The organism is Paraburkholderia sp. DHOC27, assembly GCF_003429005.1.
Classification (GTDB): domain Bacteria; phylum Pseudomonadota; class Gammaproteobacteria; order Burkholderiales; family Burkholderiaceae; genus Paraburkholderia.
In genome coordinates, this window is the sequence record NZ_QVQV01000002.1 from 120,791 (window position 1) to 134,331 (window position 13,541).

General features: G+C 64.6%; 9 protein-coding genes. 6 read left to right on the forward strand and 3 right to left on the reverse strand.

Going from position 1 to position 13,541, the window contains the following annotated elements; genetic code table 11:
* Positions 1-37 precede the first annotated feature (37 nt).
* Complete coding sequence (gene rsgA / locus D0B32_RS08845) at positions 38-1,126, reverse strand: ribosome small subunit-dependent GTPase A (protein ID WP_117333595.1); 1,089 nt, start codon at positions 1,124-1,126, stop codon at positions 38-40.
* Positions 1,127-1,886: 760 nt separating this feature from the next.
* Here rsgA and D0B32_RS08855 point away from each other — a divergent pair.
* The 5 genes from D0B32_RS08855 to D0B32_RS08875 all read left to right on the forward strand — a co-directional run bounded on the left by D0B32_RS08855 (position 1,887) and on the right by D0B32_RS08875 (position 6,787).
* Positions 1,887-2,375 carry a GNAT family N-acetyltransferase gene (locus D0B32_RS08855; protein ID WP_117333597.1) on the forward strand — a complete coding sequence of 163 codons (489 nt, stop codon included), beginning with the start codon at positions 1,887-1,889 and terminating at the stop codon, positions 2,373-2,375.
* A gap of 254 nt (positions 2,376-2,629) precedes the next feature.
* Positions 2,630-4,075 (forward strand): NAD-dependent succinate-semialdehyde dehydrogenase, encoded by a 1,446-nt coding sequence (locus tag D0B32_RS08860; RefSeq protein WP_117334139.1) that lies wholly within the window; start codon positions 2,630-2,632, stop codon positions 4,073-4,075.
* Positions 4,076-4,315: 240 nt separating this feature from the next.
* A complete protein-coding gene (locus tag D0B32_RS08865) occupies positions 4,316-4,768 on the forward strand; it encodes a MarR family winged helix-turn-helix transcriptional regulator (RefSeq protein ID WP_117333598.1) in 453 nt (150 codons plus the stop codon).
* Positions 4,769-4,899: 131 nt separating this feature from the next.
* Positions 4,900-5,463: an isochorismatase family protein gene (locus D0B32_RS08870; RefSeq protein WP_117333599.1), complete on the forward strand. Its 564-nt coding sequence runs from the start codon at positions 4,900-4,902 to the stop codon at positions 5,461-5,463.
* Positions 5,464-5,503: 40 nt separating this feature from the next.
* Positions 5,504-6,787, forward strand: a complete 1,284-nt coding sequence (locus D0B32_RS08875; RefSeq protein WP_117333600.1) for an MFS transporter — start codon at positions 5,504-5,506, stop codon at positions 6,785-6,787.
* Here D0B32_RS08875 and D0B32_RS08880 read toward each other — a convergent pair.
* On the reverse strand, positions 6,784-7,701 hold the full coding sequence (locus D0B32_RS08880; protein ID WP_117333601.1) for a LysR family transcriptional regulator: 918 nt from the start codon (positions 7,699-7,701) through the stop codon (positions 6,784-6,786). The two genes, D0B32_RS08875 and D0B32_RS08880, sit on opposite strands and share 4 nt — an antisense overlap.
* Before the next feature lie 25 nt (positions 7,702-7,726).
* On the reverse strand, positions 7,727-12,820 hold the full coding sequence (locus D0B32_RS08885; RefSeq protein WP_117333602.1) for a response regulator: 5,094 nt from the start codon (positions 12,818-12,820) through the stop codon (positions 7,727-7,729).
* A 314-nt stretch (positions 12,821-13,134) separates the two neighbouring features.
* Between D0B32_RS08885 and D0B32_RS08890 the strand changes: the two genes are divergently transcribed.
* On the forward strand, positions 13,135-13,452 hold the full coding sequence (locus D0B32_RS08890; protein ID WP_117333603.1) for a thioredoxin family protein: 318 nt from the start codon (positions 13,135-13,137) through the stop codon (positions 13,450-13,452).
* Positions 13,453-13,541 lie beyond the last annotated feature (89 nt).

Sequence of the window (13,541 nt, forward strand, 5' to 3'; positions counted from 1 at the left end):
TGCGCCGCATGAGTCATTCAATGCGATACAACGCGTTTCATTTCGGTTCCCTTTCAAACCGTTCGCGACTGATGCGTCGCGCGGCACGCTGCTTGCCTTCGTCACGCTGGCGTCGCTGTGCGGCTTGCTTGTCGTCGAAGAAGGCCGCTTCACGTTGCAGCTTTCGATACGAACTCAGGCGTCTCGCTGACAGACGCCCTTCATCGAGCGCCAGCGCGATTGCGCATCCCGCTTCGCCGTTGTGACCACAGTTGCGAAACGCGCATTGCCGCATCAACTGCGTCACGTCCTCGAAGGCATCGTGCAGACTGTCCTCATCGGCTGTCACGCCGACGCTGCGTATGCCCGGTGTGTCGATGATCACGCCACGCCCTGGTAGCACGAAGAGCGAACGGCTGGTGGTGGTATGCGCGCCACGCGCGCCCTTGGCGCTGACGGCGAGCGTCGACTGTCGCTGGGTACCGATCAGCGCATTGACGATGGAGCTTTTACCGACGCCCGATGAGCCCACCAGCACGCAGGTCTCACCCTCGTGCAACAGCGCCTCGAGCGGTGTGATGCCGCGCGCTGCGTGAGACTCGCTCACGGTGCTCACCACGCATAGCGGGATGCCATGACCGAGTTCGGCGATCTGCTCGATGTACGTGCTGTGCTCGTCCACCAGATCGGCCTTGTTGAGCACGAGCACCGGCGCAATGCGGTTGACCCGTGCCAGCAGCAGGTAACGTTCGAGGCGCGACAGGTTGAACTCGTCGGTACATGAGGTGACGATAAAGAGCTTGTCTACGTTGGCTGCCAATAACTGCGCGCGGGCCTGTGTGCCCTCCTCGCTATGACTGCGCTGAAAACAGGTGGCGCGCTCCAGCATATCGACGAATTCCACCTCGCCCGTGGCGGTGGGAAGGCCGAGAATCCAGTCGCCGATAATCGGCATGCGCGGACTCTTGCGGGCGAACACGAGCCTGAAGTGACCGGCTTCGCCCGCTGGCTGCTGCGGGTTCTCGCCGGAAACGACGAAGCGCAAGCCGAAATCCTCGACGACGCGATACGGCTGTCCGATGCCATAGCGCTCCGCCTGTTCTGAAAAGAAATTGTTGAAACCCAGTTGCTTAAGTGATCGAGACACGATTGATAGTTCCTTGACGAAAGAAAGGCTAACCACGACGTGCTGGCGACGTTGGCAATGGACGTGTCGACGCCCGCTGCCCGCACGTTCCGTGCGCAACGTTATTGATAAGCATGCCGAATCGTTATGCCTGAGGTGGTTCACGCAACGCGTGATGCAAACGTGCAAGGCATGCCTGGCCCGCGAACCGTTCGTCTGGTTTCAGACGCGGTTAGCTTGCATCAGGATGCTCAGGCCATAGCGGGAATCAGCGCGGATGGCGCTGCAAGAGACGGGGCGGACCATGCGACAGGCGAAAGACACGCGCGGCAGCCACGCGGCCGGAACAGGCGCGCGTGCCGTAGTGACGCGTCAGGCCTGAAAAGCCTGACGTATAAGGCGAAATGGAGAGATAAAGGCTAGCGCGGCTTTCGGGCGCGTGTGCAGCTTCGCGAAGCGGATTCGATTCGAGCGTGATCATGGTCCCATTGCATGGAAGGATTCAGGAGAAGCGTGCTTGACGTGATGAAATGAAGCGCTTTCATAGCCATACCTCCTGATTGCAATGAGTGGACCTGGGTGGACCCTGGCGGGTCGGTGGGTCAGATGCCGAAGATGCTTCGTTGATGAGACGTATCAACAAGCAACGTATCAACAAGGCGACCCATGATAGCGGAGAACAAAACGCTGGCGCGAAGAATCTGGCGTGTTGTGGTGTGCAAGCAACCGCACCACTGCCCGTAAAATGCCGGAACCTCATTCACTGTGCGACCCCTACGCCATGTCCATCAGAGACCAGATTAGAGACCAGATCAGAGAACGTAGCGAAGCAGACAACGCGGTACTGCTCGACATCTGGCACCGCGCCGTACACGCCACTCATACGTTCCTCGGCGAAGCCGTGATCGCCGAAATCTATCCGAAGGTTCGCGACGTGTATCTGCCCAGCGTCCCGGTGTGGGTCTACGAAGCGGAAGATGGCCGTGTCGCCGGCTTCATCGGCGTGACCGGGAACCACGTCGAAATGCTGTTCGTCGACCCGGTGTATTTCGGTCGAGGCATCGGCACGGCGCTGCTCGATCATGTGAAGGCACGTCACCTCGCGCAGGGTCACGCCAACGGTCATGCGCCGCTGAGCGTCGACGTCAACGAACATAATCACCAAGCGCATTCGTTTTACCGCCGCTACGGCTTCACGGATGTCAGCCGTTCGGCAACCGATCCCGCCGGCCGGCCCTTTCCGATCATCCGCATGGCGTGGCAACCGTGACACCCGCCGCGTCGGACCATTGAACCGCCTCGTGCACTGCATGCACTTCATGTCCCTCGCGACCTGCGCCGCGGCAGCCGCCGATGCCGATCGGCACAATCGGCTAAGATATTAAGGATCAGCAGTTCATTTCCGTCCGCCACGCGGTGCCACTGCACGAAGCTGATCAAGCCACCCTGCAGCCAGTGCACATGCACGCAAGCCGCTACGCGCTCACGGCGGTCGGCCGTCTTTCGCAATCAGAGGAACCCAGCATGGCTACATCCAGCTATACCGATACCCGTCTCCTGATCAACAACGAGTGGTGCGACGCCGCCAGCGGCAAGACCATCGAGGTCCTCAACCCGGCGACCGGCAAGCCCATCGGCAAGGTCGCGCACGCCGGCACCGCCGATCTGGACCGCGCCCTCGCCGCCGCGCAGAAAGGCTTCGAAGCGTGGCGCAAGGTGCCCGCCAACGAACGCGCGGCCACCATGCGCAAGGCCGCGGCGCTGGTTCGTGAGCGTGCCTCGGACATCGCCCGTCTGATGACGCTGGAGCAAGGCAAGCCGTTCGGCGAAGCACGTATCGAAGTGCTCTCCGCCGCCGACATCATCGAGTGGTTCGCCGACGAAGGCCGCCGCGTGTACGGACGCGTCGTGCCGCCGCGTAACATCGCAGCGCAGCAACTGGTGCTGAAAGAGCCGATCGGACCGGTCGCCGCCTTCACGCCGTGGAATTTCCCGGTCAACCAGGTGGTGCGCAAGTTAAGCGCGGCGCTCACGTGCGGCTGCTCGTTCCTCGTCAAGGCACCGGAAGAAACCCCGGCTTCGCCTGCCGCGTTGCTACAGGCTTTTGTCGAAGCCGGCGTGCCGCCCGGCACGGTGGGCCTCGTGTTCGGCGATCCCGCTGAAATCTCCAACTACCTGATCCCGCACCCGATCATCCGCAAGGTGACCTTTACGGGTTCGACGCCAGTCGGCAAACAACTGGCTGCGCTCGCCGGCACGCATATGAAGCGCGCCACGATGGAGCTGGGCGGTCACGCGCCGGTCATCGTCGCGGAAGACGCCGACGTCACGCTGGCGGTCAAGGCCGCCGGCGCCGCGAAGTTCCGCAACGCGGGCCAGGTCTGCATTTCGCCGACCCGTTTCCTCGTTCACAACAGCATCCGCGAAGCCTTCACCGAGGCGCTCGTCAAGCATGCGGAAAGCCTCAAGCTGGGTGACGGCCTCACCGAAGGCACGACGCTTGGGCCGCTCGCCAACGCGCGCCGTCTGACGGCAATGGCCAAGGTGCTCGACAACGCCCGCGCCACCGGCGCGACGGTCGCCACGGGCGGCGAGCGCGTGGGCAGCGAAGGCAACTTCTTCGCGCCCACGGTGCTGACCAACGTGTCGCTCGAAGCGGACGTCTTCAACAACGAGCCGTTCGGTCCGGTCGCAGCCATTCGTGGCTTCGACAAGCTGGAAGACGCCATCGCGGAAGCGAACCGCCTGCCGTACGGTCTTGCGGGTTATGCGTTCACGAAGTCGTTCACCAACGTGCACATGCTGTCGCAACAGCTCGAAGTCGGCATGCTGTGGATCAACCAGCCTGCTACGCCGACGCCGGAAATGCCGTTCGGCGGCGTGAAGGATTCGGGCTATGGTTCGGAAGGCGGACCGGAAGCGCTCGAAGCGTACCTGGTCACGAAGTCGGTGACGGTGATGACGACCTGACGCTGCGTTAAAGCAGCAGCGTCCGCTGTCATGAAGATGTATAGCGTGGCCCCATGTGGGGCCACTTTTTTTTTCGCGGCACGCGTGGTGAAACCTCGTGCATGGACCACGGGTCCGGCGCTTTTTAAGCATTCACTTGACAGCCGCGCAGTTACGAAGGTAACCTTAGCAGGTAGCCTTCATAGTTTACACGTGGTTTACATCCACGTGGTTTGCAGTGAATCAGCGTGAGGTCCCACCATGAGCGAAATCCCGAGCAATACCGACGTGGCCCGCATCACGGCGCTCGCAGGCGAGTTGCGCGTCGTGGTCGGTCAGTTGAAGCGGCGTCTGCGCGAGCAGTCCAATCTCGGCGACCTCTCGTGGACCCAGTTGCGCGTGCTGTCGCGGCTCGATCGTGAGGGCCCCGCCACTGTCACCGCGCTCGCCCGCGCCGAAGGCATCCGTCCGCAATCAATGGGTGAAACCGTCGCCGCGCTCAAGGCCGTGGGCTTTGTCAGCGGCAAGCCCGATCCCAACGACGGCCGGCAAACCGTACTGTCACTCACGCCGGCCTGCGTCAAGGCAATCAAGAGCGGTCGTGCGGCGAATGACGACTGGTTGTCGAAGGCAATCAGCGCGCGGCTCGAAGCATCCGAACAGGAACAGCTCGCCGCCGCCATCGAACTGCTCAAACGCATCATTGCAACCTGATCCGCCACCGCCTGCATTCACCCGCGTGCATTCATACGCTGGCGGCCACCCTCGAGCAATCCCGAGCCGCGCATACGCAAGCGGCCCATCCAGACCTCTCGTCGCAGCACTCTCACCTGAAGGAGATTCTCATGGCAGTCACTACCCTCGATCCGAACACCGCCCTCATCGTCATCGACCTGCAAAAAGGCATTCTCGCGCTGCCCACCGCGCATCCCACGGGTCCTGTCGTGGAGCAGGCGGCTACCGTGCTCGACGCGTTCCGCAAGCGTCATCTGCCGGTCGTGCTGGTGAACGTGGCAGGCGTGGCGCCGGGCCGCAATGAGCAACCGCGCAGCACGCACGGCTTCCCCGCTGACTGGGCCGATCTCGCGCCTGAACTGAAGCAGCAGGCCGACGACCATCTGGTCACGAAGCACACCTGGGGCGCGTTCACCAACACCGACCTCGAGCAATATTTGAAGAGCAAGGGCGTGACACAGGTCGTGATCGTCGGCGTCGCCACCAGCATTGGCGTGGAATCCACGGCACGTTACGCGTCGGAACTGGGCTTGAACATCACGCTCGCCGTCGACGCGATGACCGACCTGAACGCGGACGCGCATCACAACTCCATCACGCGGATTTTCCCGCGCCTCGGCGAGACCGGCACGACGCGTGAAGTGCTCGATCTGCTGGAAAAAACCCACGCATGATGAACGCGGCGAGCCTGCCTGCGCGCAAGGAAACCCACCGGTGACAGGCACCTTCCGGTCACTGCGCGGCTTCAACTACCGGGTGTGGGCGGCGGGCGCGCTCGTGTCCAACGTCGGCACCTGGATGCAGCGCACGGCGCAGGACTGGCTCGTCCTCACCGAACTGACGCACCGGAACGCCACCGCGGTGGGCATCGTGATGGCGTTGCAGTTCGGTCCCATGCTGCTCCTCTTGCCGCTGACCGGCTACGCCGCCGATCACCTCAACCGCCGCAAGCTGCTACTGGTCACCCAGGCCACGATGGGCGCGCTCGCGCTCGGTCTGGGCGTGCTCACGCTGAGCGGCCTCGTGCAGTTGTGGCACGTGTATGTGTTTGCGTTTTTGCTCGGCTGCGTGAGCGCATTCGATTCGCCCGCGCGTCAGACCTTCGTGGTCGAACTGGTCGGCGAAGACGATCTCTCCAACGCCGTGGCGCTCAACTCCACGTCGTTCAACGCGGGGCGCATGATCGGCCCGGCGGTGGCCGGCGTGTTGATCGCTTCGGTGGGCACCGGCTGGGTGTTCCTGATCAACGCGCTCTCGTTTGCCGCCGTGCTCGGCTCGCTGAAGCTTTTGCGCGTCGAGGCGCTGCATCATCGGCTCACCGCGAGCCGTGGCCGTAGCGGTTTTATCGATGGCTTTCGTTATGTGCTGAAGCGGCCCGACCTGAAAGCGCTGCTACTGATGCTGTTCCTGATCGGCACCTTCGGACTCAACTTCCCGATCTTCATTTCCACCATGTCAGTCACGGCATTTCATGCCGGCGCGAGTCAGTACGGACTCCTGACCTCGACGATGGCAGTCGGCTCGGTCACGGGTGCCTTGCTGGCCGCGCGCCGCGCAAGGCCGCACATCGGCCTGCTGCTGGTGAGCGCGACGCTGTTTGGCTGCGGTTGCACGCTGGCGGCCTGCATGCCCACCTACGTGCTGTTCGGCGTGACGCTGACCATGATCGGCATCTGCACGCAAACCTTCACGACGTCCACCAACAGCCTGGTCCAGCTCTCCACCGAACCCGCCATGCGCGGACGGGTGGTGGCCATCCTGCTCGCCATCGCCTTGGGCGGCACGCCGCTGGGTGCGCCGATCGTCGGCTGGGTGGCCGATCATTTCGGACCGCGCTGGGCACTGGCGGTGGGCGCAGCCTCGGGCTTCGCGGCCGCGCTGGTCGGGATTCACTACCTCAGGAAATACCGCAATCTGCAGGTGCGATGGGAAGACGGCTGGGTGCGGGTAAGCCTCGATGCGCCCGCTCCGCTCAGCCCGCTCAATCCGCTCTCCTAGTCCTGCTCGCCGCCCAGATCCGGGTGCGCTTTCGCCAGCTCGGTCACCCAATCGGTGAAGGCGCGCACGCGTGAACTCAGATTGCGCCGGTGCGGATAGACGATCGACAGCGGCGTGGACGGAATCGCGTACGAGGTGAGAATCTCGCGCAATTCACCGCGCTCGATCATGTCCGCCACCATGAAGCGCGACGGCTGGATGATGCCGTAGCCGAGCGCGCCCGCCGTGATGTAGACCGTGCCGTCGTTGACCGCCAGTGCGCCGTTGATCGGCACCTTGACGATCTCGCCATCCACCTCGTATTCGAACGGAAAGGTCTTGCCGCTGCGCGCCGAGACATAGTTGACCGCGCGATGCTGCTGCAGATCGTCGAGCGTGGCCGGCGTGCCATGCGCGTCGAGATACGCAGGCGACGCACAGGTGGTGATGCGCGAGTTGCCGATGCGCCGCGCCACGAGACTCGACTCTTCGAGCGTACCCATGCGGATCACGCAGTCCACGCCGTCCTGGATCAGATCGATGTTGCGGTCCGCGAGTCCAAGACGCACGTCGATATGCGGAAACTTTGCGTAGAAGTCGCCGAGCGCCGGCAACAGCAGCGCCTTGGCGAGCGTGCCGGAGGTGTCCACGCGGATCGTGCCGGTCGGGCTCTGGCGCTTGTTCGACAGCGACGACTCCGCATCCGAGATCTCCGAAAGAATGCTCACGCAACGTTCGTAGTACACCGCGCCGTCCTCGGTCACACTCACCTGCCGCGTGGTGCGGTTCAAAAGCCGCACGCCGACGTGCTGCTCGAGCCCCTGGATCAGATTGCTCACCGAGCCGCGCGGCAGGTCGAGCAGCTCCGCCGCCTTCGAGAAGCTGTTGGTTTCCACCACGCGCGTGAACACTTCCATGGCCTGCAGGCGGTCCATACGGCAATTCCTTATCGATCAGGGTTTAAAGAGGTCGCGGGGCTGCGCGCGTCAACAGATTGACGAGCGTCTGCGGATCATAAGGCTTGCGCAGCGAGGTTGCCTCGGGCAGCGCAGCCCGTTGCGCCGGTGTCAGCACGAGATCGTAGCCCGACAGAAACACCACCGGCAAATGTGAACGGAAACGGCAGGCGTCGATGGCGAGTTCGACACCCGAGCGTCCGGCGAGACCCACGTCCGTCAGCAGCACGTCGATGGTTTCCTCGCCCAGCACGCGCAGCGCCTGGGCTTCGTCCTCGGCTTCGAAGATCGTCAGCCCGAAGGTGCGCAACAGTTCGGCGGTGCTCAGGCGCACCAGTTCGTCGTCTTCGACGTAGAGGATGCGCAGGTTTGCGGTCGTCGTGGCCTCGACGGTGTCCTTGTCCAGGGCGGACGCCGACCGTGCACCGGAAGCGTCAGCAGCAGCCGCGTGATCGCGTGTATCGCGCCCTGCTGCCTCATCCTCGTCCACCTGCCCGCCTTGCCGCCGCAGCACGTGCCGGACCTTGCGCGCCAGCGCCTCGTACGTATAAGGCTTGCTCAGCAGTTCGATGCCCTCGTCCAGCCGCCCCGCATGCACGATGGCGTTGTCGGTATAGCCGGAGGTGAACAGCACCGCCACCTCGGGCAAGCGCTCGCGAGCCTTGCGTGCCAGCTCGGGACTGCGCAACGGGCCTGGCATGACCACGTCGGTGAACAGCAGATCGATCGGCACGCCGCTTTCCACGATGGCGAGCGCGCTTTGCGCGTCTTTCGCCTTCAGCACGCGGTAGCCGAGATCGCTCAACATCTCCACCACCGTCGAGCGCACGTCCTCGTCGTCCTCCACCACCAGCACCGTTTCGTTGCCGCCCCGGAACGGCCCGGCATCCACCAGCGTTTCCAGGTCCTCTTCCTGGCGCACGCGCGGCAGATAAAGCCGCACCGTGGTGCCATGCCCCGGCTCGCTGTAGATCTTCACGTGGCCGCCCGACTGCTTGACGAAGCCATACACCATGCTGAGCCCGAGCCCCGTGCCCTGACCTTCCGGCTTGGTCGTGAAGAACGGTTCGAAGGCGCGTTCGCGCACGTCGGGCGGCATGCCCGTGCCGGTATCGGTCAGTGCCAGCATCACGTACTGGCCCGGTGTCACGTCCGCGTTGCGCTGCGCGTAGACATCGTCGAGCGAGGCGTTGCCGGCTTCCATCGTGAGACGGCCGTGGCCGCGCATGGCGTCACGCGCGTTGATGGCCAGATTGAGCAGCGCGTTTTCGACCTGGAACGGATCGATCAGCGTATTCCACAGCCCGCCTGAGACCACGGTTTCGATCTCGATGCCGTCGCCCAGCGCGCGGCGGAACATGTCGTCGAGGCCGCGAATGAAACGGCCGAGATTGACCACTTTCGGCGCGAGCGGTTGGCGTCGTCCAAAGGCCAGCAACTGTGAAGCGAGGTTCGCGCCGCGCGCCACCCCGGCGAGCGCATTGCGCACCCGCTGCCCGGCAATGCCGTCGCCCGCCACGTCCTTGGCGAGCAGTTGCAGATTGCCGCCGATCACCTGCAGCAGATTGTTGAAGTCATGCGCCACGCCGCCGGTCAGCTTGCCGATCGACTCCATCTTCTGCGCCATGCGCAGCGCTTCCTCGGCGTGTTGCAGGGCTTCGGTGGTCTCCTTGTCGGCGGTGATGTCGCGCCCCACGCCGTGGATGAGCCCCGTGCCCGGATCGAGCGACACGGTCCACGCCACCCAGCGCCACGCGCCGTCCACCCGCCGCAGACGCGTCTCGTAGCGCACCGGCGTGCCGGTGCGGCGCAGGCGGTCCAGATACGCGGTGACCACGGCGATGCCGTTTTCATCCAGCAACTCCATGTACGAATGCGTGAGCAGCCATTGCGTCGAATAGCCGAGCGTGGCGCTCCACGATGGACTGATGCGTTGCAGCCGGCCTTCGAAGTCGCCCACCGCAAGCAGATCCTCGCTCAGTTCCCACAGACGGTTGCGGTCGGCAACCGCTTCGGTGACGCGCCGCTCGAGCGTCTCGTTCAGATCCCGCAAGGCGCTCTGCGCCTTGGTGCGTTCGGCGATCTCGTTCTGCGCGGCCTGATAGAGCCGCGCGTTGTCGATGGCAATCGCGGCCTGCGCCGCGATCCCGGTCACGATGCGCTCGGCGCGCAGATCGAAAACGCCGGCCTGAGGATGACCGAACAGCAGACCGCCGAGCACCTTGCCCGTGCGCGAAATGACGGGCGCGGCGAGATAGCTGCGCACGGGCGGATGGCCGGGCGGCATGCCGTGATGGGGTGCGGCCTGACCATAGCGCGGATCTTTGGTGACGTCGTCGATCCGCACGATGGCCTCGCCATTGAAGGTGGGACCGAACAGGACCGTATTGCGCGGCATGGGCAGCGCGGCGAACGCGTCTTTGGCCGCGCCGGACAGCGTGTACAGCCGATAGCTGCCTTCTTCGTCGTCCTGCACGTTGTAGAAAAACGAGCCGAGCGCGGCGCCCGTGAGTTCCGTGGCGGCGTCCGTTACGATCTGCACCGCGCGGCTCAGATCGAGTTCCGCGGAGACCGCCTTGCCGATCCGGTTGAGGATTTCGAGCGTGCGTGATTCTTCGCGCAGCGTGCGCTCGGTGGCGCGCCGCAGCCGCGCGAGATGCAGATTGCCCGCCACCCGCGCCAGCAATTCACGGGCGGAAAACGGCTTGGTCAGATAGTCGTCCGCGCCGGATTCCAGACCGCCCACGCGTGCTTCTTCGCCCGCGCGCGCCGACAGCAGCAGCACCGGCGTCTCGCGCAGCATGGGGTCGTCGCGCAGCGCGCGCAGCATGCCGAAACCGTCGAGGCGCGGCATCATCACGTCCGAGACGATCAGGTCGGGCGGCGCGGCCCGCGCGGCATCGAGCGCGGCCTGGCCGTCTATCGCGACGCTGACCTCATGGCCCGCCTGACGCAGAATGCGGCGCATGTAATCGCGCAGGTCGGCGTTGTCGTCCACCACCAGCACGCGGCCCGTGACCTGCGCCGAGGCGCGGCCTGCGGTGATGTCGGCATGTGCCTCGTGTGCATCCTCAGCGGTTGACGCGGCATCGAACCACGCCTGCGGCTCGTCGTATTCCGCTTCCCCCAGCTCTTCAGCGTGGCCCTCTGCCGCAGGAATCCAGCGGCGCGCCGCATCCACGTAGGCCTGCGCGTGACGGCTGGTGGCGGGTTGCACGAGCGCCACACTCGCTGCCGTCTGTGCTGCTGCCTGGGTGACCCCTTGCCCCACCTGCCCCGCTTCCACCGGCGCGGACAGCGCGTCGGGCGCCGGCAACCTCACGATGAAGCAGCTGCCCGCACCCAGCTCGCTCGTCACGCTGAGGGTGCCGCCATGCAGCTTGACCAGTTCCTGCACCATCGCGAGCCCGATGCCGCTGCCTTCGACCGAACGCCCCGGCGAGCCCGCCACGCGGTGAAAACGTTCGAACACCCGGCCGACTTCGTCGGGCGCGATGCCGATGCCGGTGTCCGCCACGCTCATCTCGATGCCGCCGTCCTGGGTCGCGCGCACACTCACCGTGATCGAGCCGGTGAAGGTGAACTTGAACGCGTTCGACAGCAGATTCATCACGACCTTTTCCCACATCTCGCGATCCACCTGCGCGATCAAGGGACGCGCATCGCAATCGATCACGAGTTGCAGGCCCACCGTTTCGATCGCCGAGCGAAACAGCGCGGCAAGCTCGGTGGTGAAAGTGGCCACGTCGGTGGGCTGCGGGTTGATCTGAAAACGGCCCGCCTCGATGCGCGAAAAATCGAGCAGCGCATTGACCAGTTTCAGCAGACGCAGTCCATTGCGATGCGTGATTTCGAGCAGGTTGCGGTCGGCTTGAGCGCGCGTGCTGCGCGCATCCGGCCCGTCAGCTTCGTCGCGCTCATCACGCTCGTCACGCTCAAGCGGCCGCGCCAGCATTTCTTCGAGCGGCCCCAGCATCAGCGTGAGCGGGGTGCGGAATTCATGGCTGATGTTGGAGAAGAACGTGGTCTTGGCGCGGTCGATTTCCGCCAGCGCTTCGGCGCGCCGCCGCTCTTCCTCGTAGGCATTCGCGTAGGCAATCGCCGCGCCGATCTGCCCGGCCACCAGATTCAGGAAAGCCCGATAGCTCTCGTCGAACAGACGGCACGGATTCAACGCCACCACCAGCACGCCACCGCGCGCGGCTTCGCCACCTGGTGTGACCGGCAGCACCACCGCCTGGGCCGGTTCGAGATGCCACGGACCGCTCGGCAAACCCGCGCCGAAGCGCTGCGCCAGATGCGTGACGAGCTGCGGCGTCTGGGTTCGCAGCACCTCGGCAAACGGCCAGCAGGGGTCATGCGCGGCGTGCATCGCAGTGGGCGCGGCCGGATGGCCCGGTGCAATGCCGCTCGCGCCCGCCAGCGTCACCTCGGCGCTGCCGGGCTCGGCGAGATACAGCAGCGCAAACGGTAGATCACGTGGATTGGTAGCCAAAGCACGGGCGCTCGCCTCGCACACGTCGCTCCAGACACGCGCGTCCGCGGTGGCGGCGGCCAGTTCGCGCAGCAGCATGATCTGCCGCTCACCCATGACGCGCGCCGTGTCGTCGCTATTGGCGCAGATGATGCCGCCGGGGCTGCCGTCGTCATCGGGAATCGGGCTATAGGAGAACGTGTAATAGGTCTCCTCGGGAAAGCCGTTGCGCTCCATGACGAGGAACTTCTGTTCGACGAAGGTGCCCTCGCCGCCGCTCAGGGCCGTGGCGAGCAGCGGTGCGATGTCGTTCCAGATTTCGTGCCACACGACCTCGGTTGGCTGGCCGAGCGCCACCGGGTGCTTGCCGCCGATGATCGACTTGTAGGGGTCGTTGTAGAAGTACAGGAGTTCCTTGCCCCAGCCGATCCAGATGGGCTGGCGCGAGGTGAGCATGATGCGGATCGCGGTCTTGAGTCCCTGTGGCCAGTTTTCCGGCGCGCCAATCGAGGTCGAACTCCAGTCGAAGGCACGGATCAGCGCTCCCATTTCGCCGCCGCCGGCGAGGAACGTCGTATTCAGACTGGCGCGCAACGCGTCAGCCGTTGAACTGTCCGGCTTCATCCCCGCACTCTCCTCGACATGAATACCCTGGATTGGGCTGGTCTCACCTGATGTTGCGTGGTCTCGCGCCCTCTGGCCGGCTACGTCCGCGCGGTGCGCCGCACAAGCCTGACGTGCTCAGCCGGATCGCGGACCAGCAACGCAATTGTGCGAGATTTTCGCACGCAATGCGTGCGCTGAGCGACTCGAGCGAGCGTATTCACGCATTGCGTTGCGCGGACGTGGCGGCGCGCAGCGCTGCCGGCGCAAGCGTGCGCAAGCCGGCCAGGCCGATTTCCGTTACATTGAAGGCGTTATCCTGTACGAAATCCGCCATGACCACCCCCTATGCCACCACCGCGCCCACGCGGGCCGAAGTCGATGCCCTTGCGGGCGCAACGGTCCTCGAATTCGGCACCGACTGGTGCGGCTACTGCCGCGGCGCACAATCCGTGATCGGCGAGGCATTCGCTGCGCACGAGGCGCTCCGTCATCTGAAGATCGAGGACGGTCCCGGCCGGCCGCTCGGCCGTTCATTCAAGGTCAAACTCTGGCCGACGCTGATTTTTCTGCGCGATGGCGTCGAAGTGGCGCGCGTCGTGCGGCCTACGGAGGCCGAGCCGCTTAGAGAGGGGTTGAACGCGCTGGCTTGAGGTGATGGCGGCGCTGCTCAGGGCTGGTAGTGCGGTTGGGCATGTGGTCATGAATGCGCGCAATGAAACGCCAGCAAATTCGTATCGTC